The 25,469-nt window shown below is 43.9% G+C and carries 16 protein-coding genes; 9 read left to right on the top strand and 7 right to left on the bottom strand.

Annotated features, from left to right (window positions below):
- Window positions 1-124: 124 nt before the first annotated feature.
- The 3 genes from BQ7997_RS10900 to dapF all read right to left on the bottom strand — a co-directional run bounded on the left by BQ7997_RS10900 (window position 125) and on the right by dapF (window position 3,125).
- Window positions 125-886 (bottom strand): hypothetical protein, encoded by a 762-nt coding sequence (locus BQ7997_RS10900; protein ID WP_073346202.1) that lies wholly within the window; start codon window positions 884-886, stop codon window positions 125-127.
- 129 nt (window positions 887-1,015) lie between these two features.
- On the bottom strand, window positions 1,016-2,248 hold the full coding sequence (locus BQ7997_RS10895) for an LL-diaminopimelate aminotransferase (RefSeq protein ID WP_073346199.1): 1,233 nt from the start codon (window positions 2,246-2,248) through the stop codon (window positions 1,016-1,018).
- A 64-nt stretch (window positions 2,249-2,312) separates the two neighbouring features.
- The gene (dapF, locus tag BQ7997_RS10890; protein WP_073346197.1) at window positions 2,313-3,125 is read right to left on the bottom strand and encodes a diaminopimelate epimerase; all 813 of its coding nucleotides are present in this window, start codon (window positions 3,123-3,125) and stop codon (window positions 2,313-2,315) included.
- 315 nt (window positions 3,126-3,440) lie between these two features.
- Here dapF and BQ7997_RS10885 point away from each other — a divergent pair, with 315 nt between their 5' ends.
- Window positions 3,441-3,737, top strand: a complete 297-nt coding sequence (locus tag BQ7997_RS10885) for a thioredoxin family protein (protein ID WP_073346194.1) — start codon at window positions 3,441-3,443, stop codon at window positions 3,735-3,737.
- Between the two features lie 239 nt (window positions 3,738-3,976).
- Here the strand turns inward: BQ7997_RS10885 and BQ7997_RS10880 are convergent, their stop codons facing one another.
- From BQ7997_RS10880 to gltB, 4 genes are all read right to left on the bottom strand, one after another.
- Window positions 3,977-4,741 (bottom strand): glycerophosphodiester phosphodiesterase family protein, encoded by a 765-nt coding sequence (locus BQ7997_RS10880; protein ID WP_044656260.1) that lies wholly within the window; start codon window positions 4,739-4,741, stop codon window positions 3,977-3,979.
- Between the two features lie 173 nt (window positions 4,742-4,914).
- Entirely contained in the window at window positions 4,915-6,582 is a 1,668-nt protein-coding gene (gene asnB, locus BQ7997_RS10875; RefSeq protein WP_073346192.1) for an asparagine synthase B, read from the bottom strand.
- A 4-nt stretch (window positions 6,583-6,586) separates the two neighbouring features.
- Window positions 6,587-7,933 carry a glutamate synthase subunit beta gene (locus BQ7997_RS10870; protein ID WP_073346189.1) on the bottom strand — a complete coding sequence of 449 codons (1,347 nt, stop codon included), beginning with the start codon at window positions 7,931-7,933 and terminating at the stop codon, window positions 6,587-6,589.
- A gap of 141 nt (window positions 7,934-8,074) precedes the next feature.
- Window positions 8,075-12,667, bottom strand: coding sequence for a glutamate synthase large subunit (gene gltB / locus BQ7997_RS10865; RefSeq protein WP_073346187.1), 4,593 nt, complete (start codon window positions 12,665-12,667; stop codon window positions 8,075-8,077).
- A 362-nt stretch (window positions 12,668-13,029) separates the two neighbouring features.
- Here gltB and glmS point away from each other — a divergent pair, with 362 nt between their 5' ends.
- From glmS to BQ7997_RS10825, 8 genes are all read left to right on the top strand, one after another.
- Complete coding sequence (glmS, locus tag BQ7997_RS10860) at window positions 13,030-14,874, top strand: glutamine--fructose-6-phosphate transaminase (isomerizing) (RefSeq protein WP_073346184.1); 1,845 nt, start codon at window positions 13,030-13,032, stop codon at window positions 14,872-14,874.
- Between the two features lie 60 nt (window positions 14,875-14,934).
- Window positions 14,935-16,818 carry an amidophosphoribosyltransferase gene (locus BQ7997_RS10855; protein WP_073346181.1) on the top strand — a complete coding sequence of 628 codons (1,884 nt, stop codon included), beginning with the start codon at window positions 14,935-14,937 and terminating at the stop codon, window positions 16,816-16,818.
- Between the two features lie 27 nt (window positions 16,819-16,845).
- Window positions 16,846-17,925, top strand: a complete 1,080-nt coding sequence (carA, locus tag BQ7997_RS10850; RefSeq protein WP_073346179.1) for a glutamine-hydrolyzing carbamoyl-phosphate synthase small subunit — start codon at window positions 16,846-16,848, stop codon at window positions 17,923-17,925.
- A gap of 9 nt (window positions 17,926-17,934) precedes the next feature.
- Window positions 17,935-21,162 carry a carbamoyl-phosphate synthase (glutamine-hydrolyzing) large subunit gene (gene carB, locus BQ7997_RS10845; protein WP_073346177.1) on the top strand — a complete coding sequence of 1,076 codons (3,228 nt, stop codon included), beginning with the start codon at window positions 17,935-17,937 and terminating at the stop codon, window positions 21,160-21,162.
- A gap of 247 nt (window positions 21,163-21,409) precedes the next feature.
- Complete coding sequence (locus BQ7997_RS10840) at window positions 21,410-22,357, top strand: tyrosine-type recombinase/integrase (RefSeq protein ID WP_073346175.1); 948 nt, start codon at window positions 21,410-21,412, stop codon at window positions 22,355-22,357.
- Between the two features lie 352 nt (window positions 22,358-22,709).
- Complete coding sequence (locus BQ7997_RS10835; protein WP_044657167.1) at window positions 22,710-23,288, top strand: UpxY family transcription antiterminator; 579 nt, start codon at window positions 22,710-22,712, stop codon at window positions 23,286-23,288.
- 22 nt (window positions 23,289-23,310) lie between these two features.
- A complete protein-coding gene (locus tag BQ7997_RS10830; RefSeq protein ID WP_073346172.1) occupies window positions 23,311-24,444 on the top strand; it encodes an MraY family glycosyltransferase in 1,134 nt (377 codons plus the stop codon).
- A 42-nt stretch (window positions 24,445-24,486) separates the two neighbouring features.
- On the top strand, window positions 24,487-25,455 hold the full coding sequence (locus BQ7997_RS10825; RefSeq protein ID WP_073346170.1) for an SDR family oxidoreductase: 969 nt from the start codon (window positions 24,487-24,489) through the stop codon (window positions 25,453-25,455).
- Window positions 25,456-25,469 lie beyond the last annotated feature (14 nt).

The raw sequence follows: 25,469 nt of genomic DNA, 5'->3' as shown, positions 1-25,469 counted from the left end.
CAGTAAAAGAAAGAGGTATAGGGCAGTGGCAGCCATAGCAGGTTACCATACAACAAACCGATAAAATCTAAACTCTAACTACCTTCCCTATACACTCCTTTTGATATTTTAAATTCTCTCTCTCTTAAAAACTTAGTCCGAATGTGAAATAAGCTCCTTCCGTGCGTGGATTGACTGATACCTTGGCGAATACCGGTACGGAGAAGGAATCGGTAATCTTGATGTCCTTGGAAGCTCCGAGGCTGACATCGGAAACACAGAACCCGCTTGTATAGCCATTATAGAAAGTCGTTTCCCAAGGTACCACGCCCAAATCTACTGTCCAGTCAAGACCACCCAATTTGAACGGTGCGCTGAGTGCGAGATAGGAAGAATAAGCTCTTTTGCCGTTTTCTTTCACACCGTCAGCACCAGTAAAGTTCGTGTACCAGTTGACGGACAGCAGACCGAAATCATATCCCACTTGTGCTTCAAATACATGAGCCGTAGAATGGGCTCCATACTTAAAATACTTGTTGGTTGAATAAACCGTTTCTCCCTCATCGTCTATACCTGTCGCTACCTGGGTATTAAACCAATAATCTGTTACCGAAACGCTAAAACCACCTATTGAGTAACCGAGAGTCAAATCAAACTCTTTCGTGTCTGCCGGTTCGAACCCTACAGAACCCCATGCTCCGAGTGAGAAACCTTTGTAAGTAATCCCCAGTGAAGGTTGGATGCTGACTCCGCCCAAATCCTGGCCACGCCAGATGTAACCGCTTACCAAGTCTGCTCCTACCGAAGCTTCTAGTTTGTCTTGTGCCATCGTTGCGGATGGTACGAGCCCTGACAGTAATAATGCTACTGTTATTACCCCCTTGTTTTTGTTAATCGTCGTTTTCATCGTCTTTTTACCTTTAAAAGTTAGAAAAATGTGGATGTACGGTCCATGTATATAGTAGCGCGCGAAATACTATCAAATAAATTAAGAATTACTGGTTGTGAATGAGCCGGGGGAAGTCATTCCGAATTCTTAAAGCCAGTTTTTTATTCTTCTCATAGCTTCAATGCAGTCGTTGCGTTCGCCGAAAGCGGTCAGACGGATATATCCCTCGCCACTTGGCCCGAAGCCCACACCGGGAGTACCGACAACATTGGCTTCATACAACATCTGTTCAAAGAATCGCCATGAGGATAGGCCATTCGGAGTTTTCACCCATAAATAGGGAGCGTTCACTCCGCCGTAAACTTTCAATCCGGTAGCTTCCAGCCCTTCCTTCATGATTTTTGCGTTGGTCATATAATAATTTATCGTTTCTTTAATCTGTGCCTTGCCTTCCGCACTGTAAACAGCTTCCGCAGCCCGTTGGGTGATGTAGGAAGTGCCGTTGAACTTGGTGCATTGGCGGCGGTTCCATAATCTGTTGAGCGGGATGCGGTCACCTTCCAACGTTGCGGCAGTAAGCTCTTTCGGTACTACCGTGTATCCACAACGTACTCCGGTGAATCCTGCTGTCTTTGAGAAACTACGGAATTCAATGGCGCATTTCTTCGCCCCTTTAATTTCGTAAATAGAGTGGGGGACGTTTTCGTCCTGGATATACGCTTCGTATGCGGCATCAAACAGGATTAACGTGTCGTTAGCCAAAGCATAGTCCACCCATTTCTTCAGTTCCGGTTTGGTCAGTGTTGTGCCGGTCGGGTTGTTCGGATAGCAGAGATAAACAATATCTATCCGTTTGTCCGGGATTTCAGGAATGAAGTTGTTTTCACTCGTACAGGGCATATATGTGACATTGCTCCATTTACCCGTTTCCTCTTCCAGTACTCCGGCACGTCCGCACATGACGTTACTGTCAATATATACCGGATAAATAGGGTCTGTAACGCCTACGCTATTGTCATGGCGAAGAATATCACCTATATTCCCGGTATCGCTTTTAGCTCCGTCGCTGACAAATATTTCGGAAGCGGAAAAGTGAATCCCGCGTGGGGCGAAATCATTCTTTATAATTGCTTCAATCAAAAAATCATATCCCTGTTCAGGACCATATCCGCGGAATGTATCTTTATTGGCAAGTTCTTCTACCGCTTTGTGCATTGCTTCGGTACAGGCTTTGGGAAGCGGCTGAGTAACATCGCCGATACCTAGCCGGATGATGTCCTGTTTGGGATGCGTTATCCTGAAAGTATTTACCTTTTTCGCTATATCCGAGAACAAGTAACTTCCCGGCAATTTCAAAAAATGTTCGTTTACTAATGCCATATTGTGATTGTTTTAAGTTTCTATCCGTATTCATTCTCAATTCGCTGTTCTCATCTCTCCATTCTCACCTCTCAACTTCTTCAATTTCCCCATCGAAAACTTTGGTTGCCGGTCCTGTCATCCATATATGTCCTGAGGCTTCGTTCCATTCAATGATGACTGTGCCGCCGTCCATTATTATATTGCTTTTTCTTCCTGCAAGTCCGTTGATGAAGGCAGCTACTGCTGTAGCGCAAGCACCTGTTCCGCAAGCTTGGGTAATTCCCGAACCTCTTTCCCAGACTCTCATCCGTATGGTATCTTTGCCGACAATTTGTGCAAACTCCACATTTGTTCTGTCAGGAAAAAGAGGGTCGTTTTCTAATTCAGGACCGATTTCCGGTAAGTTAATCCGGGTTATATCATCCACAAAAGTAACTAGATGAGGATTTCCCATGGATACTTTAGTTGACCGGAAAGGATATTTCCCTTCCCAATGTACTTCTTCCGTTTCCAGCGGACTGCCCATATCTACTGTCACTGCTGTAACTGTTTTTCCTTCTACGTGAAGTTTCAGTATTTTAATACCTGACAGCGTTTCCAGTGTGATTTCAGTTTTATCGGTCAAACCGTATTCATATACGTATTTGCCTACGCAACGGCTACCGTTTCCGCACATCATCGCTTCCGAACCGTCAGCATTGAAAATACGCATGCTGAAATCAGCCTTATCAGAACTTCCAATCAATATAAGTCCGTCACTCCCAATTCCTGTATGAAACTTGCTCCATTCGATTGCTTTCTTTTCAGGCTCTTCTATCGGATATTGGGTAGTGTCTACATATATGTAGTCATTTCCCGCTCCATGCATTTTGGTGAACTTAATTCTGTTTGTCATTTTGACTTATATTTATTGGTTGTTGTATCCTTTTGTTTTATTACGATGCAAAGGTATGACTTTTTGTTTTATGTTTTGTTGAAAAGTATATCTAATATCTATTTATTTTTAATGAACTTTCAATCGCTTAGTATGTAGCTATATATGCTTATAAATTGAAATTATACACATCTGTATATTGATAAATTGTTATTTGGGTGAGCGGTTTTGCATATTCTTTCATAATATATAAAGAATATTTAGCCTGGATAATCCGAAGAACCTTTTCCTATATCCGTTGTTTTAGCACTATACTTAACATAAAAATGCAGAAATATGAATATAGAAAAACAATTAGAAACGGCAGTAAGGACCAATCATTTGGTGTTGCTTGTGTTTTATGCCGACTGGTCGCCTCATTACGAATGGATAGGACCGATACTTCGTACTTATGAAAAGAGGACGATTGAATTAGTAAAGGTAAATGTTGGAGAGAATAAAGCAATCGCCGATGCGCACAATATAGATACTGTTCCGGCATTCCTCTTATTGCATAAAAGAAATGAACTTTGGCGGCAAGTAGGAGAATTGACGGTGGAAGAGTTGAAAGAGGTGCTGGATGATTTCAGATGAATTGGCTGTAATATTTTATTGGTGTTTGTGGAAATACGGATGTTCTCTCCAATGTCAAATGAATGATTTGGTAAATATTTGATTATTAATGTATTATGAATAGCTGTTTTTTCTTTTAAAGCAACGGGTGGTTCCTTTAAAAGGAACCACCCGTTGCACACCGAGGAATGCCCTCTTCCTTTAAAAGGAATGCTCCGTTGCTTTAAGCTCGGATACTAAATGATTAAATATGTCTTGATTTATTGTTGCTTAAGCTCTTTCTGCAATATAACCGGCTCATTGGTAGTAATAAAGTCTGCTTTATTCTCAATCAGCCATTTCATGTCTTCTGCCTCATCCACTGTCCACACATTGACTTTCAAGCCAAGGTCATGCGCTTCCTTAATCCATTCGGGATGTTTTTTTATTACGCCGAAGTGATAGTCAAGTCCCGCAGCACCGAGCTCTTTTAATTCTTTCGGAGATAAGTCGCCATTCAGATAGAATACCGGGGTTCCGGCTGGTGCCAGGCGGATAAATTCTTTCATGGCGTGCAGAGAGAAAGTGATATATTCCATGCGGCTTTCCAATCCCATACTTTTTACCATAGCCACAATTTCCTGCACAGCTTTTGTCTCACGCTTCTTGGTACTGTGTGCTTTGAGTTCGAGTATTAATTGGGCATTGCATTTTTTTCCTGCTTCCAAATATTGTTTTAAACTAGGCAGGTTTTCTCCGTTGGAGAGTTTCAGCCCGGTCAGTGCATCCCCTTTGGAATATTCCATCGGTCGCATTTTATAAACGGGATCATGATTGACAACCAGTTTGTTATCTTTGGCAATCCATACATCAAATTCTGAACCGTAGCACCCGATGGAATCTGCTTTTTGAAGCGCGGTAATACTGTTTTGTGATGAACCCGGGGTTTTCCAATAACCACGGTGGGCAATTACTTTTGTCTGTGCCTGCATACAGCAAGCAGTTACTAAAAGGGCAGAAGCCATCATCATTTTCTTTAAATTCATTTGTCTGGTCTTTAAAAGGTTTAATAGATTTAATTGGGTTTGGCTTCAAAAGTATAAAAAAGAAAACGCAAATCAGACAATAATATGCTAATCTGCGTTAATCTTAGGGATTTTAGAATAGAAATGCTACAAAAGAATAACAGAAATAATCCATTCTATTACTTTTCGACAAATTAAGTATAGGCTTCTTCATGTATTCCTTTTACTGCGCGTCCGCTTGGTTCGTTCAGGTTTCTGAAAGAAATATCCCATGCCAGCGCTTCTGCCGTAGAGCAGGCTACGCTGGGAACACTCGGTACGCTGCGAGCCGCACTTTCACTGGGGAAATGTTCTTCAAAGATGCTGCGGTAATAATATTCTTCCTTGTTTTGCGGAATATTGATGGGGAAACGTTCGGCTGCATGTGCCATTTGTTCGTCACTTACGGCAGCGGTTGTTATTTCTTTCAATGTATCAATCCAGGAATATCCCACACCGTCACTGAACTGCTCTTTCTGTCTCCATGCCACGCTTTCCGGCAGCATATCGGCGAAAGCCTCACGTACGATTCTTTTTTCAATATCCTTTCCGGGGCACATTTTGGCTTTCGGATTCAGCGTCATTGCCACATCAAGAAACTCTTTATCAAGGAAGGGGACACGTCCTTCTACTCCCCAGGCAGATAAACTCTTATTAGCCCGGAGACAGTCATACATATGTAATTTTGAAAGTTTGCGTACTGTTTCTTCGTGGAACGCCTGCGGAGTAGGGGCTTTGTGAAAATAGAGATAACCGCCGAAAACTTCATCAGCACCTTCACCGCTCAACACCATTTTGATACCCATGGACTTGATGACACGTGCCAGCAAATACATGGGAGTGGAAGCCCGCACAGTAGTTACATCATACGTCTCGATGAAATAGATAACGTCACGAATCGCATCCAGTCCTTCCTGCACGGTGTAGTTTATTTCATGATGCACCGTTCCGATATATTCGGCAACCTCACGAGCCTTTATCAAATCGGGCGCACCCTTCAGACCGATGGCAAAAGAGTGAAGCTGCGGCCACCAGGCATCGCTTGCTCCGTCTGTTTCTATACGTTTGGCTGCATATTTCTTGGCGATAGCGGAAATGACGGAACTGTCCAGGCCACCGGAAAGAAGTACTCCGTAAGGTACATCACTCATCAACTGGCGATGAACGGCATCTTCTAACGCTGTTTTTACATCAGCGGTACGGGCATTGTTATCTTTTACAGTTTCATATTCTGTCCAGTCACGCGAATACCAGCGTTTCATCTTTCCTTCTTTACTGTAATAGTAATGTCCGGGAAGGAATACTTCGTATTCGTCACAAAATCCTTCAAGCGCTTTCAGTTCGCTGCCGAAGTAGACTTTTCCCTCTTTGTCCTTACCTATATATAAAGGTATAACGCCGATAGGGTCACGGGCAATCAGGAACTCATCTTTCTCTTCGTCATAAAGGACAAAGGCAAAGATACCACTGATGTCTTCCAGAAAATGAATACCTTTATCTTTATAAAGGGCAAGAATAATCTCACAATCACTGCCTGTCTGAAAATCATATCTCCCAGCGTACTTTGCACGAATATCACGGTGGTTGTAGATTTCACCGTTTACGGCGAGCACCTGTTTCCGGTCGGGCGAATATAAGGGTTGACCGCCACTTTGCGGGTCGACAATGGAAAGACGTTCGTGTGCCAGGATGGCACTTCCGCCTACATAGATTCCGCTCCAGTCCGGTCCGCGATGACGGATTTTCTGGGCCATTTTCAGTGCTTTATCCCTTAGCTCTTTGGTCTGAACTTTTATATTGAGTATACCTGCTATTCCACACATAACTTTAATTTTTGGTTGTTAAATAAGCATCTATTTCCGCAGCCGCTTTCCGTCCGCCTGCCATGGCACGTACTACCAAACTGGCTCCGGTAGCTGCATCTCCGGCAAGGAATACATTATCGGCAAATTGCGGTTGTTCCGGTTTCAAGAATCCCATAGCCAGCAATACCATATCCGCCTCAATTACCTCTTTTTTTCCGGTAGGTTTCATTGTCGGGCGCCCGCCATCCGCTGCCGGAATCCATTCTACTTCTTCCACCTCAACACCTGTCACTTTACCATTTTTACCGAGGAATTGATTGGAAGCCAGGCACCAATGGCGTGTGCAACCTTCTTCATGGCTTGAAGTCGTCTTGAAGACTACCGGCCATTGCGGCCACGGGGTAGCGGGATTGTAGCCAACGGGTGGTTTCGGCATGATTTCAATTTGAGTGACACTGGCAGCTCCTTGACGCACACTGGTTCCGATACAGTCAGAACCGGTATCACCACCGCCAATCACAAGTACTTTCTTTCCTTTGGCATTCACTAACTTGTCTTTAGGGAAAGTCTGACCTTCCAAAATCCTGTTTTGTTGAGCCAACATTTCTAGGGCGAAGTGAATGCCTTTCAGTTCCCGTCCCGGAATACTCAAATCCCGTGCTGTCGGTGTTCCCGTACAGATGCAGTAAGCGTCGAAACCTTCCGGCAAATGATTGACATCTATTTCCACACCCATCTCAAATTGAATACCCTCTGCCGCCAATATTTTCATGCGCCGGTCGATTACGTTTTTATCCAGTTTGAAGTTGGGAATACCGAAGCGCAGCAATCCGCCGGGTGCTTCGTCTTTATCAAATAATGTAACACCGTATCCTTTCAGGTTCAACTGGTTGGCTACGACCAATCCGGCAGGGCCTGCACCAATTACTGCAACTTTCTTTCCATTTCTTTCGGGAGTTTGTATATGTATATATCCTTCACGGAAAGCAGCTTCCACAATCGCCGCTTCATTCTCACGGATAGTCACCGGTTGGTCACACGAAAGTTTCAACACGCATGATTTCTCGCAAAGAGCCGGGCAGATACGCCCCGTAAATTCCGGAAAATCGCAAGTAGACGATAACACTTCATACGCTTCCCTCCATTTGCCCCTGTACAACGCATCCTGCCATTCAGGTTGTTTATTCCCTATCGGACACGCCCAGTGACAGAAAGGTACACCGCAATCCATGCAGCGCGAAGCCTGCAACTTACGGCTATTCGTATTCAATGTCTGTTCCACCTGACTATAGTCAGTGATTCGCTCGCTCACAGGACGGTATCCCGCCTCTTGTCGAGGTATATTTAGAAATGCTTTAGGATCTCCCATAATTTTAGTGATTAGTGATTAGTGATTAGTGATTAGTGATTAATGATTAGTGATTAACGGTTGGTGATTAATGTTTAGTGATTAGTGCATCTTTATAGCTTCCCTTCATTAATCACTAATCACTAAACCGTTAATCACTACCTAATAGTCTCTTTGCATGTCTGCGATTTTTTGTTGTAGCTTTCTCATTTGTTCTTCCTGCAATACCTTTTTGTATTCGATGGGTACTACTTGGATGAATTGGTCTACGTAGTGATTCCAGTCATCGAGCATGGTTCGTGCCAGTTTGGAACCTGTGTACAGGTAGTGTTGGCGAATCAGTTCGTGTAATTCTTTCCGGTAGCCGGCTTCTTCGATAAGAGATAATTCTACCATTTCCATATTACAGAAATAATCGAAGTTCCCGTCTTTGTTCCATACATACGCTACACCACCACTCATGCCGGCTGCGAAGTTACGTCCGGTTTGTCCGAGAACTACTACACGGCCACCGGTCATGTATTCGCAACAGTGGTCGCCTACACCTTCTACTACGGCGACAGCACCCGAGTTGCGCACGGCAAAACGTTCACCTACACGGCCATTGATATATACTTCCCCGCTTGTAGCGCCGTAAAGCAAGGTGTTACCTGCTATTGTGTTCTTGTCAGCTTCGAAGTTACTGCGGATCGGGGGCAGTACGGCGATACGTCCGCCACTCAAACCTTTACCCAGATAATCGTTCGCTTCACCTTCCAGTTTAAAGTTGACACCCGGCACAAGGAACGCACCGAAAGACTGACCTGCCGAACCTTTGAACTTCACGTTTAGCGTATGTTCCGGTAATCCCCTGGCGCCCTGCTTTTTCGCAATCACTCCTGAAAGCATAGCACCTATGGCCCGGTCTGTATTCGCAATCGTATATTCCAACGAAATTTCTTTCTCGTGTTCGATGGCATCCCGGGCAGCATCAATGATAGCTACATCTTTAACAGTAGAAATTCCATGATCCTGGTCGATGACGTGACGGATAGCGGCACTGTTGTCAATGCGTGCCAGCATCTTCGTGAAATCAATTAACGTATGTTTTGGATTCGGAATATGGGCTTCGGATTTATGCTCAACGGACATATGTTCAACGGATTTAAGTTCAACAGACTTACGTTCAATCAAATCCGTACGCCCGATAATATCATCCATTCGGGTGAATCCCATTTCAGCCAAATGCTCACGGACTTCCTGTGCGAGGAACGTGAAAAAGTTGACTAAATATTCGCTGCGTCCGTGGAAACGTTTGCGCAATTCCTCATCCTGTGTGGCAACTCCCACCGGACAAGTATTCTGATGACATTTGCGCATCATCACGCAACCCAATACAATCAGTGCAGAGGTAGCAAAACCATATTCTTCTGCTCCCATCAATGCCATTAAGATAATGTCCCGTCCGGTTTTCAATTGTCCGTCAACTTGCAGAACTACCTGGCCGCGAAGCCCGTTTAGAACCAATGTCTGTTGTGTCTCGCTCAAGCCCAGTTCGGGAGAGATACCCGCATAGCGGATAGAAGAAGCGGGAGAAGCCCCCGTGCCGCCTTCGGCACCGGAAATAACAATCAAGTCCGCCTTCGCCTTTGCCACACCTGCGGCAATCGTACCTACGCCACTTTCCGCAACTAACTTCACACTGATTTTAGCCTGCGGATTCACATTCTTCAAATCGAAAATCAATTGAGCCAAATCCTCTATCGAATAAATATCGTGATGGGGCGGGGGAGAAATCAGAGAAATTCCCGGAATGGAATGACGTGTCTTGGCAATCACATCGTTCACCTTGAATCCCGGAAGTTGTCCCCCTTCACCCGGTTTCGCACCCTGCGCTATCTTAATCTGAATCTCATCCGCATTCACCAAATATTCCGCCGTCACACCAAAACGCCCCGAAGCCACCTGCTTGATGGCACTTCGCAGGGAACTGCCATTCGGCAGCGGTTGAAAACGTGAAGCATCTTCGCCACCCTCACCGGTATTACTGCGCCCGTGAATCTTATTCATAGCGATAGCCATTGCCTCGTGCGCTTCCTTACTGATGGAACCGAAAGACATGGCGCCCGTAACAAACCGATGCAGAATATTCTCTACCGGTTCTACCCGGTCAATAGAAATCGGATTGCGACGGAATCCTAAGAAATCACGCAAGAAGATAGGTTTCTCCTTTTCATCTACCAAGTGCGTGTACTCTTTGAATTTCTTATAACTACCCAACCGGGTAGCCAATTGCAGCGTACTGATCGTTTCCGGATTCCACGCGTGTTTTTCTCCGTCTTTCCGGAAAGCATACAACCCTTTGTTCGGCAGTAATCCATCGACTTCCTTTGCAAATCCTTCTTCATGGAAAGCAATGGCATCTCTGGCAATCTCTTCCAGACGGATACCCCCAATCGGTGAACCGAGTCCGCCGAAGTAAGCCTTGCTCAACTCTTCGCTCAAACCGACCGCTTCGAAAATCTTTGCCCCCCGATAGGAACGGATAGTAGAAATACCCATCTTACTCATAATCTTGAACAGACCTTTGCAGATGGACTTCATATAATTCTTCTCTGCCGTAGCATAGTCTAACTGGATATCTCTGTCTTTCACCAATTTGTCAAGAACGGCAAATGCCATATACGGATTCAGTGCACTTGCCCCGAAACCGAGTAATAATGCCGCGTGCATCACTTCGCGTATTTCACCGCTTTCTACTACCAGTGCGGTCTGAACACGTTTGCCTACCGAAATCAAGTGATGATGAACAGCACTTACCGCCAGAAGAGATGGAATTACTGCATGCCCGGCATCCACGTCACGGTCGCTCAGGATGATATAGTTCACACCTTCCGTCACGGATTCTTCCGCCATTTTGCAAAGACTGCCCAATGCTTCCTGCAATCCGGCTTTCCCTTTCGCTACCTCAAAGAGCATCGGAAGTTTGACTGTCTTGAAACCCTTATAACGGATATTACATAAAATATCCAATTGAGTATTGCTTAGAATCGGATGATTCAAACGTACCATTTTGCAATGGCTTTCGCTTGGAGTGAGAATATTCATCCCTACGGCTCCGATATATTCAGTCAGTGACATGACCAGCTCTTCACGCAACGGGTCAATCGGCGGATTGGTAACCTGCGCAAACTGCTGGCGGAAATAATTGTATAGCAATTGCGGTTTGTCTGAAAGAACAGCCAAAGGAGTATCGTTACCCATTGATTGAATCGGTTCTGCGCCGGTACTTGCCATGGGCATAATCAGTCGTTCAATATCTTCTTTCGAGTAACCGAAAGTGCGCAGCATCCGGTCATAATTCTCTATATGATGAGGCACTTTACGTCCGCTTTTCAATTCATCCAGTTCGATGCGGTTGGTAGATAACCACATACGATACGGTTTGGCTTCAGCCAATTGTCTTTTCAATTCGCCGTCATAATAGATTTCACCCTTCTCCGTATCCACCAGTAAAATCTTGCCGGGCTGCAAACGGCCTTTCTCCCTGATATCCCCAGGTTCGAAATCCATCACGCCCACTTCGGATGCCACTACCATCATATCGTTTTTCGTAATCAGATAGCGGGCGGGACGAAGACCGTTACGGTCGAGCATACCACCGGCAAAGCGTCCGTCGCTGAAAAGCAGGGCAGCCGGCCCGTCCCACGGTTCCATCAGGATGGAGTGGTATTCATAAAATGCCTTCAGTTCTTCGCTGATGGGGTTCTTCTCATTAAATGATTCCGGCACAAGCATCGCCATTGCGTGCGGTAAACTCAACCCCGACATTACGAGAAATTCCAGTACATTATCCAATGAAGCGCTGTCACTCATACCCGGTTGTATAATCGGCCGAATCTCCTTGATGTCTCCCAAAGTTGGACTGGAGAGTACGCTTTCACGAGCTTCCATCCATCCGCGGTTGCCACGGATGGTATTGATTTCACCATTATGAGCCAGGAGACGGAAAGGCTGTGCCAATCCCCATGTAGGAAACGTGTTGGTACTGAAACGGGAGTGTACCAGTGCCAGTCCGCTGGTAAAATAACTGTTCGTCAGGTCGGGGTAGTAGTTGCGCAGTTGCAACGACGAAAGCATACCTTTATATATAATACTTTTTGTAGAGAGAGAAACGACATAAAAATCATCTTTTGCCGGAATGGATGACAATCTGACTTTATTCTCAATTCTTTTACGGATGAGATACAATTTCCGGTCAGCCGTTTCCGTCTCCGTAAATCCGGTGATAAACACCTGCTTGATGTCCGGCTCATTGGCTAAGGCAGCTTCTCCCAGAATTTCAGGACAAGTGGGCACGTTGCGCAGATGCATCAATGTAAGTCCTTCTTTTTCAATTTCCTCAATAATGATACTTAAAATAGCTCCTTGGTCTTTATCATTTTTCGGAAGAAAGAGCAGGCCGGTACCATACCGACCCTTTTCCGGGACGGGAATACCTTGCAATAAGATGAACTCATGCGGAATTTGCAGCAGGATACCTGCGCCGTCCCCGGTCTTGTTATCAGCACCTTCAGCACCGCGATGGCGCATGTTTTCCAATACCTTTAAAGCCGACTCAACAACATCGTGTGACTTTTCTCCGTGAATGTTGACCAGCATACCAACACCGCAGGCATCGTGTTCGTATGCCGCATCGTACAAGCCCGCTTGTCGGGGCTGTCGTTGGTAAGGGAATCCTTTTGTTTCGTTGTTAAAAAGTTCTTGTTTTTTCATTCTTACTAGCTTTATTGTATGATAATACCTATTTGATGTGTCAATTTGTTCGGCAAAATTAAATATTTAATTTCATAATGATAGTAAAATATTGCTTTTCTGTGACACGAAATAATAACTAAGTTCTTTCTTCTTTTAATTTGTAAATGAAAACATTGAATTTGCTTTTAATCTGTTATTTGATACGGGATGATTCCATTCTAATTGTAATTTGTTTCTTTTTGAGCTAAAAATAATATATTATTTAACTTTTTGATGTGTTTATAACTTTTTTGTGCTCTTGTGTCAAATAAATATTGTTTTTGTTGTCTTTATGTTATTTCTAATATGTATATTTGCAGCCGAAATAAAAATATCATAATATGTGTGGAATAGTAGGCTATATTGGTAAAAGAAAAGCCTACCCTATCCTTATCAAAGGGCTGAAGCGACTGGAGTATCGTGGATATGACAGCGCAGGGGTAGCATTAATTAGTGATAACCAACAGTTAAATGTGTACAAGACGAAAGGTAAAGTCTCCGAACTCGAAAATTTCGTCACACAGAAAGATATTTCCGGTACAATCGGAATTGCCCATACCCGCTGGGCTACTCACGGGGAACCTTGTTCCGCTAACGCTCATCCTCATTACTCTTCTTCCGAAAAACTCGCTCTCATTCACAACGGTATCATTGAAAACTACGCCGTTCTCAAAGAAAAACTTCAAGCCAAAGGCTACCTCTTCAAAAGCAGTACAGATACCGAAGTTCTCGTTCAATTAATAGAATACATGAAAGTTACCAACCGGGTTAGTCTACTGGCAGCCGTTCAGTTGGCGTTGGGAGAGGTGATTGGTGCTTATGCGATTGCGATTCTTGATAAAGAGCATCCGGATGAGATTATTGCGGCACGCAAAAGCAGTCCGCTGGTAGTGGGGATTGGCGAAGATGAATTCTTCCTGGCTTCGGATGCCACTCCGATTGTAGAATACACGGATAAGGTGGTTTATCTGGAAGACGGTGAGATTGCCGTTATAAACAGGGAGGAAGAATTAAAGGTCGTCGACCTGAATAATGTCGAAACGACTCCCGAAGTGAAGAAGGTGGAATTGAAACTCGGTCAGTTGGAGAAAGGCGGCTATTCCCACTTTATGCTGAAAGAGATTTTCGAGCAGCCGGATTGTATCCATGACTGTATGCGCGGGCGTATTAATGTAGAAGCGGACAATGTGGTGCTTTCGGCTGTGATTGATAATAAGGAAAGACTGCTGAATGCCAAACGGTTTATTATCGTGGCTTGCGGAACTTCCTGGCACGCCGGACTTATCGGCAAACAACTGATTGAAAGTTTCTGCCGCATACCGGTAGAAGTAGAATATGCTTCCGAATTCCGTTACCGCGACCCTGTGATTAACGAAGAAGATGTCGTGATTGCCATCTCGCAAAGCGGTGAGACAGCCGATACGCTGGCTGCCGTGGAATTGGCAAAGAGCCGTGGAGCATTTATATATGGAATTTGTAATGCCATCGGCTCATCCATTCCACGTGCCACTCATACCGGTTCGTATATCCACGTAGGCCCGGAAATCGGCGTGGCTTCCACCAAAGCGTTTACGGGACAGGTCACTGTGCTCGTCATGTTGGCATTGACACTTGCCAAAGCGAAAGGAACCATTGACGAATCCTATTATCTTTCAGTCGTGAGGGAATTAAACCATATTCCGGAGAAGATGAAGGAAGTCCTGAAGCTGAATGATAAACTGGCGGAACTCTCGAAAACATTCACCTATGCGCACAACTTTATATATTTGGGACGTGGATATAGTTATCCCGTAGCTCTCGAAGGTGCGTTGAAATTGAAAGAAATTTCGTATATTCACGCCGAAGGTTATCCGGCTGCGGAGATGAAGCACGGGCCGATTGCCTTGATTGACGCTGAAATGCCGGTAGTGGTGATTGCCACCCAAAACGGTCTGTATGAAAAAGTACTGAGTAATATACAGGAAATCAAGGCGCGGAAAGGACGGGTGATTGCCTTTGTGACAAAAGGCGATACGGTTATCAGCAAGATTGCCGATTGCAGTATCGAGCTTCCCGAAACAATAGAGTGCCTTAATCCGTTAATCACTACGGTACCTCTCCAATTACTTGCGTATCATATTGCCGTATGCAAGGGAATGGATGTAGACCAACCAAGAAACCTGGCAAAGTCGGTGACAGTAGAATAAATTACCAAATGGCAAATTGGCAAATAGTAAAAAGTAAATTGTCAAATAGTAAATAAATAGATGGAACAATTGAAACATGAATGTGGCGTTGCCATGATACGCCTGCTCAAACCGTTGGAGTATTATGAGAAAAAGTACGGGACATGGATGTACGGTCTTAATAAACTCTACCTGTTGATGGAAAAACAACATAACCGCGGACAGGAAGGTGCAGGATTGGCGTGTGTGAAACTGGAAGCGAATCCGGGTGAAGAATATATGTTTCGTGAACGTGCCTTGGGTTCGGGAGCCATCACAGAAATTTTTGAGAATGTCCAGAGCAATTTCAAAGACCTTACTTCCGAACAACTGCATGACGCGGAGTATGCCAAGCGTACTTTGCCTTTTGCCGGCGAAGCATATATGGGACATCTCCGTTATTCAACCACAGGAAAGTCGGGAATCTCCTACGTACATCCGTTCTTGAGAAGGAATAACTGGCGTGCCAAGAATCTGGCTCTCTGCGGAAACTTCAATATGACGAATGTGGACGAGATATTTGCCCGTATCACTGCCATCGGTCAGCATCCCCGTAAATATGCCGATACATATATCATGTTGGAACAAATGGGACATCGTCTCGACCGTGAAGTGGAACGTGTCTTCAATCTTGCCGAAGCGGACGGACTTACAGGCATGGGCATCACTAACTATATAGAAGATCATATTGACCTTGCCAATGTCCTGCGTACTTCCAGTCGCGAATGGGATGGGGGATACGTAATCTGCGGTCTGACCGGAAGCGGTGAATCTTTCGCTATCCGCGACCCGTGGGGGATTCGTCCCGCATTTTGGTACCAGGATGACGAGATAGCCGTATTGGCTTCCGAACGTCCGGTCATCCAGACTGCCTTGAATGTTCCATTCGAAGAAATCAAGGAACTGCAACCGGGGCAAGCGTTACTGATTAGCAAAGAGGGCAAAATCCGCACTTCGCAAATCATCAAACCGCGTGAGAAACACGCTTGCTCTTTCGAGCGTATCTACTTCTCCCGTGGCAGTGATGTTGATATTTATAAGGAAAGGAAACAACTGGGCGGGAAACTAGTCCCGAGAATACTGAAAGCTATCAATAACGACATTGACCATACGGTTTTCTCTTTCATCCCCAACACCGCAGAAGTCGCTTTCTACGGAATGTTGCAGGGACTGGATGATTATCTCAACGAAGAGAAAGTACGGCAAATCGCCGCATTGGGGCATAATCCGAATCTGGAAGAACTGGAAGTGATTCTTTCCCGCCGTATCCGTAGCGAAAAGGTGGCTATCAAGGATATCAAACTCCGTACTTTCATCGCCGAAGGAAATAGCCGCAATGACCTGGCAGCCCATGTGTACGATATTACTTACGGAAGTCTTGTCCCCGGCGTTGACAACCTGGTGATTATCGACGACAGCATTGTGCGTGGCACCACTTTGAAACAAAGCATTATCGGTATTCTCGACCGTCTCGGGCCGAAGAAGATTGTCATCGTATCCTCTTCCCCGCAAGTGCGCTATCCCGATTATTATGGTATAGATATGGCAAAGATGAGCGAATTTATCGCTTTCAGGGCGGCTGTCGAACTTCTGAAAGAACGCGATATGAAAGACGTGATTGCGGCTGCATATCGTAAATCCAAAGATCAGGTGGGACTGCCGAAAGAGCAAATGGTGAACTACGTAAAAGATATCTATGCGCCTTTCACCGACGAAGAAATCTCTGCCAAAATGGTGGAGCTGCTGACACCGAAAGGAACGAAAGCCAAAGTCGAAATCGTCTATCAACCGTTGGAAGGACTTCACGAGGCTTGCCCGAATCATACGGGCGACTGGTACTTTAGCGGCAATTATCCTACACCAGGCGGTGTGAAACTGGTGAATAAGGCATTCATCGACTACATCGAGCAGATGTATCAATTCTAACAACCATACAACGATTCAATAAAAAGAATGAGAAATGTGACATTAATCCTTGACGACGGGAGCCGGTTTTCCGGCAAGTCGTTTGGCTACGAGAAGCCGGTGGCGGGCGAAGTAGTTTTTAATACCGCCATGACTGGGTATCCGGAGAGCCTCACTGACCCTTCATATGCCGGACAGTTGATGACTCTTACCTATCCTTTGGTGGGTAACTACGGTGTTCCTCCTTTTACAATCGAACCGAATGGACTGGCTACTTTCATGGAAAGCGAAAAGATTCATGCGGAAGCGATTATCGTAAGTGACTATTCTTATGAATACAGTCACTGGAATGCAGTGGAAAGCCTGGGCGACTGGTTGAAACGCGAAAAAGTTCCCGGCATCACAGGTATTGATACCCGCGAACTGACAAAAGTACTTCGCGAACATGGAGTGATGATGGGAAAGATTATCTTTGATGATGAACCGGACAATGTGCCCGAAGCAAAGTACGCAGGCATCAACTATGTAGACAAGGTAAGCTGCAAGGAAGTGATTCGTTATAATGAAGGAGTTGATAAGAAGAAAGTAGTCCTGGTGGATTGCGGTGTGAAGACGAATATTATCCGTTGCCTGCTGAAACGTGATGTCGAAGTGATTCGCGTGCCTTGGGATTATGACTATAACGGACTCGAATTTGACGGACTGTTTATTTCCAACGGCCCGGGTGACCCGGACACTTGTGATGCTGCCGTCCAGAATATCCGCAAAGCGATGAAGAGCGAAAAACTCCCTATCTTCGGAATCTGTATGGGTAACCAGCTACTTTCAAAAGCAGGCGGAGCGCGGATTTATAAACTGAAATACGGACACCGCAGCCATAACCAACCGGTACGCATGGTAGGTACGGAACGTTGCTTCATTACTTCACAAAACCACGGTTATGCCGTAGACAACAATACGTTAACAGCAGATTGGGAACCGTTGTTCATCAATATGAATGATGGCTCCAACGAAGGAATCAAACACAAAAAGAATCCTTGGTTCTCTGCGCAGTTCCATCCGGAAGCAGCCAGTGGCCCTACGGATACGGAATTTCTGTTCGACGAATTTGTAAACCTGCTTAAATAACCGACCATTATGAAAGAAAATATAAAGAAAGTATTACTGCTGGGTTCCGGTGCCCTGAAAATCGGTGAAGCCGGCGAGTTCGACTATTCCGGTTCGCAGGCACTCAAAGCCTTGAAAGAAGAAGGGATTGAAACGGTTCTTATCAATCCGAATATTGCTACGGTACAGACTTCAGAGGGAGTGGCAGATCAAATCTACTTCCTTCCCGTGACTCCGTATTTCGTAGAAAAGGTGATTCAGAAAGAGAAGCCCGAAGGTATCATGTTGGCATTTGGCGGTCAGACAGCTCTGAACTGCGGTGTCGCCTTGTATAAGGAAGGCATTCTTGAAAAATATAACGTCAAGGTGCTCGGTACTCCGGTACAGGCTATTATGGATACCGAAGACCGCGAACTTTTCGTTCAGAAACTGAATGAAATCAATGTAAAGACCATCAAAAGCGAAGCCGTAGAAAATGCGGCAGACGCCCGCCGTGCAGCGAAAGAACTGGGCTATCCGGTGATTGTCCGTGCTGCCTACGCATTAGGTGGCCTGGGTTCAGGTTTCTGTGACAATGAAGAGCAACTGGATGTTTTAGTAGAAAAAGCATTCGCTTTCTCCCCTCAGGTGTTGGTCGAGAAATCACTCCGCGGCTGGAAAGAAGTGGAATATGAGGTAGTACGTGACCGCTTCGATAACTGTATCACCGTTTGTAATATGGAAAATTTCGACCCATTGGGTATCCATACGGGTGAGTCTATCGTTATCGCTCCGTCTCAAACACTTACTAACAAGGAATATCATAAACTTCGTGAACTTGCCATCCGTATTATCCGCCATATCGGTATTGTGGGTGAATGTAACGTGCAATATGCATTCGACCCTGAATCCGAAGATTACCGTGTGATTGAAGTAAACGCCCGTCTTTCCCGTTCGTCGGCTCTGGCATCCAAAGCAACCGGTTATCCGTTGGCTTTTGTTGCTGCCAAGTTGGGATTGGGCTACGGACTCTTCGACTTGAAGAACTCTGTAACAAAAACGACTTCCGCTTTCTTCGAACCGGCACTGGACTATGTGGTATGTAAAATACCCCGTTGGGACTTAGGCAAATTCCACGGCGTAGATAAGGAACTCGGTTCTTCCATGAAATCTGTCGGTGAGGTAATGGCTATCGGCCGCACCTTCGAAGAAGCTATCCAAAAAGGTCTTCGTATGATTGGACAGGGAATGCACGGATTTGTGGAAAACAAGGAACTGGTTATTTCTGATATTGATAAAGCTCTGCGCGAACCGACCGATAAACGTATCTTCGTTATCTCAAAGGCTTTCCGTGCCGGATATACTATCGACCAGGTACATGAACTGACGAAGATTGACAAATGGTTTCTTCAGAAGTTGATGAACATTATGAAAACTTCGGAAGAACTGCATAGTTGGGGAAACAATCACAAACAGATTACCGACCTGCCGAACGATTTGCTTCGCAAAGCGAAAGTGCAGGGCTTCTCCGATTTCCAAATTGCCCGTGCCATCGGCTACGAAGGTGATATGGAAGACGGTATCCTCTATGTCCGCAATCATCGTAAGAGCGCGGGTATCCTTCCGGTAGTGAAACAGATTGATACCCTGGCGGCTGAATATCCGGCACAGACCAACTATCTGTACCTCACTTATAGCGGTGTAGCTAATGACGTGCATTATCTGGGCGACCATAAATCCATTGTCGTACTCGGTTCCGGTGCTTATCGTATCGGTTCTTCCGTAGAATTTGACTGGTGCGGTGTTCAGGCATTGAATACCATCCGTAAGGAAGGATGGCGCAGTGTCATGATTAACTATAATCCCGAAACCGTGTCTACGGACTATGACATGTGCGACCGCCTGTACTTCGACGAACTGACTTTCGAACGCGTCATGGATATTCTTGAACTCGAAAATCCGCATGGTGTCATTGTATCTACCGGTGGGCAAATTCCGAATAATCTCGCCTTGCGTCTGGATGCACAGAATATCAATATCCTCGGCACAAGTGCGAAGAGCATTGACAATGCCGAAGACCGCGAAAAGTTCTCTGCCATGCTTGACCGTATCGGTGTAGACCAACCGCGTTGGCGTGAGTTGACGTCTATGGAGGACATCAATGAATTTGTCGATGAAGTAGGCTTCCCTGTACTTGTCCGTCCGTCTTATGTACTTTCAGGTGCTGCAATGAATGTCTGCTCCAATCAGGAAGAACTGGAACGTTTCCTGAAACTGGCAGCCAATGTATCAAAGAAGCATCCGGTAGTGGTAAGCCAGTTTATCGAGCACGCCAAGGAGGTGGAAATGGATGCCGTAGCACAAAATGGCGAGATTGTAGCTTATGCTATCAGTGAGCATATCGAGTTTGCAGGAGTACACTCCGGTGACGCTACTATCCAGTTTCCGCCGCAAAAACTCTATGTGGAAACAGTGCGTCGTATCAAACGTATCAGCCGTGAGATTGCCAAAGCATTAAATATCTCCGGCCCGTTCAATATCCAATACCTGGCAAAAGACAATGATATCAAGGTGATTGAATGTAACCTGCGTGCCAGTCGTTCTTTCCCGTTTGTCAGCAAAGTATTAAAGATAAATTTTATCGAACTGGCGACGAAAGTGATGCTCGGTCTGCCTGTTGAGAAACCGGAGAAGAACCTTTTCGAACTGGATTATGTCGGAATCAAGGCTTCTCAATTCTCCTTCAACCGCTTACAGAAAGCCGACCCTGTCCTGGGCGTAGATATGGCTTCTACCGGTGAAGTAGGGTGTATCGGTATGGATACCTCTTGTGCCGTTCTAAAAGCAATGCTTGCCGTAGGCTATCGCATTCCGAAGAAGAACATCCTGCTTTCAACAGGTACGATGAAGCAGAAAGCCGATATGATGGACGCTGCCCGCATGCTGGTGAACAAAGGATACAAACTCTTTGCAACCGGAGGTACGCATAGTACACTTGCTGAAAATGGTATTGAAAGTACCCATGTCTATTGGCCGAGCGAAGAGGGACATCCGCAAGCATTGGAAATGCTTCACAGTAAGGAGATAGATATGGTAGTCAATATTCCGAAGAACCTGACAGCCGGAGAGTTGGACAACGGCTACAAGATTCGTCGTGCAGCCATTGACCTCAATATCCCGCTGATAACCAATGCCCGTCTTGCCAGTGCTTTTATTAATGCTTTCTGTACGATGAGTATTGATGATATTGCTATCAAGAGTTGGGCGGAATATAAGTAATGTGCTGTCATGCTTTCGATAGTATGACAGCGTTCTGCTGAAATGAAAAAATGAAAAGGTCGTTCTTGTTATTCAGGAGCGACCTTTTTTATTTACTTACTGATTAATGTGCCAATTTTGGTATTAAATCGTATAGGTTATTAAAAACTTCATAAGAAAATCTTAGTAAACAGCTATCTTTATTGGAAATTCGTTCTATTTCTTGTAATATCATGCTGATTTTATAAATTAATAATAATAGTAAATTATGAGAAAAGACGGATTTACTGTATGTGTAAACAATTATGTGGAGTGCTTGCGCCGTGAGGGGCGCTATGCTACGGCACATGTTTATGAGAATGCGCTACGTTCTTTCACTGTGTTTTGTGGAACATCATGTGTGTCATTCAAACAAATTACTCGTGAAAACTTGAAGCGGTATAGTAATTACTTGCTGGCTTGCCGTTTGAAGCTTAACACTGTATCTACTTATATGCGGATGTTGCGCTGCATATACAATAAAGGGGTGGATACACATCAGGCTCCTTATGTGCATCGTTTGTTTCGGGATGTATTTACCGGAGTGGATACTCGCCAGAAAAAAGCCATTCCGGTGAACGAACTGCACACATTGCTTTACAAAGACCCGCAGTCCGAGAAATTGCGCCGGACACAGGCTATAGCCAATTTATTGTTTTTATTCAGTGGAATGCCTTTTGTCGATTTGGCTCATTTGGAAAAGTCAAACCTGGAAGGGAATATTCTGAAATACAATCGTACCAAGACAGGAACTCCTATGAGTGTGGAAGTATTGGAATCAGCGTCCGGTATTGTTTCCCGGCTTCGTAATTTCCACTCTTCGGTTCTTCCCGAATACCCTGATTATCTTTTTTATATATTGAGCGGTAAGAACAAGCGTGATGAAGAAGCGGCTTATAAAGAATATCAATCTACTTTGCGTTGTTTTAATAATGACCTGAAGAGTTTAGCCAAAAAATTGCATATTCATTCGGCTGTTACTTCTTATACATTCAGGCACTCTTGGGCTACTACTGCTAAATATAGGGGAGTTCCTATTGAAATGATAAGTGAATCGTTAGGGCACAAATCTATAAAAACAACACAAATCTATTTAAAAGGCTTTGATTTGAACGAACGAACAAAAGTAAATAAGTTAAATTATTCTTACGTTAAGAATTGTAAGGGGATTGTGTGAATTGTGTATTAAGTATCTGATATTTAGATATGTAATGCTGTTGTTACTTCTTAGGTAACGGAAATTATTCGGTGCAAATATAGACAAAATTGTTAATAGCGTACAAGCAAAATTCCTTTTTTTTCTCTTTTTATTTAAATATATAGCAAAAATGTATTCGAACATGAAATGTTTTTTTTCTCATGTTCAATGATTTCTATTGTCTGCACTGAAAGGAATCCTCTGTATATCAGGCAATATCTCCATAACTTTCCCTTTTTGTATGCATTTCTTCTTTTTTATTGTGCCTTGTTATCAGGTGTCTGTGTTTCCGTTACCTAAGAAGTAACAGAAATATAAGGGGTAAAAAAGTATGATTCTAAGAAAAGAAGGAACTTTAATTGCTGGGCCTAATATTGGGACAGGGGAAGGCGTAGCACACTCTAAACGCTGGTATGTAGCTCTCGTGCGTATGCACCATGAGAAGAAGGTAGCAGAACGTTTGGCAAAGATGGGGATTGAAAATTTCGTACCAGTCCAACAGGAAATACATCAATGGAGCGACCGCCGTAAAGTGGTTGAATCCGTACTACTTCCAATGATGGTATTTGTGCATGCAGATCCGAAAGAACGTAAAGAGGTTCTTTCCTTTTCTACAGTAAGTCGATATATGGTAATGCGTGGTGAGAGTAGTCCGACTGTAATACCTGATGAACAAATGGCTCGTTTTCGTTTTATGCTTGACTATTCGGAAGATGCAATTTGCATGAACAGCGCTCCTTTGGCACGTGGTGAGAAAGTACGTGTTGTCAAAGGGCCTTTGACAGGACTTGTTGGGGAACTTGTAATGGTGGATGGAAAAAGTAAAATAGCTGTCCGGTTAAACATGTTAGGATGTGCTTGTGCGGATATGCCGGCGGGATATGTAGAACCGATTGGAGAAAAGAATTAAGCCTAAAATACGATAATTTATTATGATGTATATTTATATTGGAGGTACTTTTTTACTTTCAGTACTGTTAGCTACTATTGTTATTCCAAGAATAATATTTATTTCTTATAAGAAACGTCTCTTTGACGTTCCTGATGCCCGTAAAGTACATAAGACTCCCGTTCCTCGTTTGGGCGGTCTGGCTTTTCTGCCTGTTATACTAATATCTTTGTGTGTTATTACAGGAATCCGTTATTATATGAATGAACCTGTTGCTCCCGTATGGTCGTCTTGTTTATTCATGCGTTATCTTTTCCTCGTTGCCGGCACAACATTGCTTTATCTTGTTGGAGTGGCGGATGACTTGGTGGGAGTAGGGTATCGGTATAAATTTGTAGTACAGATTCTTTCTGCCTCTTTTCTTCCACTTTCCGGTCTTTGGATTAACGATTTGGGCGGATTATTAGGGCTTCATGCCATCCCTGCATTTATAGGTATGCCTCTGACTGTTTTTCTTGTAGTCTATATTACGAATGCTATTAATTTGATAGACGGAATTGATGGTTTGGCTTCGGGGCTTACTTGTATTGCATTGGGATTGTTAATCATAGTCTGTGCATTTGTAGGGCAGTGGACTCATGCTCTTTTAGCTTCCGCTACTTTGGGAGTGGTCGCTACTTTCTATTATTATAATGTATTCAGCATATCAGGTCGAAAACTCTTTATGGGAGATGCCGGAAGTCTTACTCTCGGTTATATCCTTAGTTTTTTGATTCTTCATTTTTGGACACGGCAAGAGTCTTGGGATCCGTTTGAATTAAATCTGAATATGGTAACTATTTCTACGCTACTTATTCCTTTACTTGATGTAGTGCGTGTATTTTATTCTCGAGCAAAAGATGGTCGCAATCCTTTTTTGCCGGATAAGAATCATATTCATCATAAGTTATTGCGTACTGGAATTAGGGTGCGTACTGTGATGGTTACATTATTATTATTATCGCTCTTTCTAGTAGCAGCTAATTTTATATTGTCTTTTTATATAAATGCAACATTTATGTTGTTGTTTGATTTAGTGTTTTGGTGCGTATTACATATTATTATAAATCGTGCGATTGTAAAACATGAAAAGATAACTGGAAGAAAGTGGTACAAAACTTATCTGCATATTATATGATTGATAAACATATCCAAGTAGGTTAATTAAAATACAATAAACATGAAAGTATTAGTAACGGGTGGAGCCGGATTTATAGGTTCCAATCTGTGTGAGTATTTATTGTCACAAGGGCACAAAGTGCGTTGCTTAGATAATTTTGCTACGGGAAAATCGGAAAATATTTTGCCTTTGTTGGCAAATTATCCATCTACTTTTGAGTTAATGGTAGGTGACATTCGTAAAATGGATGATTGCTGTAAAGCTGTTGATGGTATGGAATACGTATTACATGAAGCCGCCTTAGGTTCTGTTCCGCGTTCTATAAAAGATCCGATAACGACGAATGATGTGAATATCGGTGGTTTTCTCAATATGTTGGTTGCTTCTCGTGATGCAGGGGTAAAGCGTTTTGTATTCGCAGCAAGTTCATCCACCTATGGTGATAGTAAATCTTTACCTAAAGTGGAGGATGTGATTGGTAAGCCATTGTCTCCTTATGCGATCACTAAATATGTAAATGAATTATATGCCGATGTTTTTACTAAGACATATGGTTTGGAATATATCGGATTGCGTTATTTCAATGTGTTTGGTCGTCGTCAAGATCCTTTTGGAGCGTATGCAGCGGTAATTCCTCTGTTTGTGAAGAAATTCATGGCACACGAAAGCCCGGTAATTAATGGTGATGGTGAATATAGTCGCGACTTTACCTATATTGACAATGTGATACAGATGAATTTGCTGGCTATAACTACCACTAATCCTAATGCTGTAAACCAAGTATATAACACTGCTTTTGGTGAACGCACTACATTAAATATGCTTGTAGGTTATTTGAAAGAATTTTTAAGTGAATATGACTCTGATATCTCTAATGTAGAAGTGGTTCACGGACCAAATAGACAGGGAGATATTCCACATTCTTTAGCCTGTATTGATAAGGCTAAGACCCTTCTCAACTATGAACCCCAATATAGTATGCGCGATGGCTTGAGAGAGGCTGTACGTTGGTATTGGAAAAATATTTAATAAATCAACAACAA

This window comes from Bacteroides congonensis (assembly GCF_900130125.1).
Classification (GTDB): Bacteria; Bacteroidota; Bacteroidia; order Bacteroidales; family Bacteroidaceae; genus Bacteroides; species Bacteroides congonensis.
This window is presented reverse-complemented; position numbering and strand designations above follow the sequence as displayed.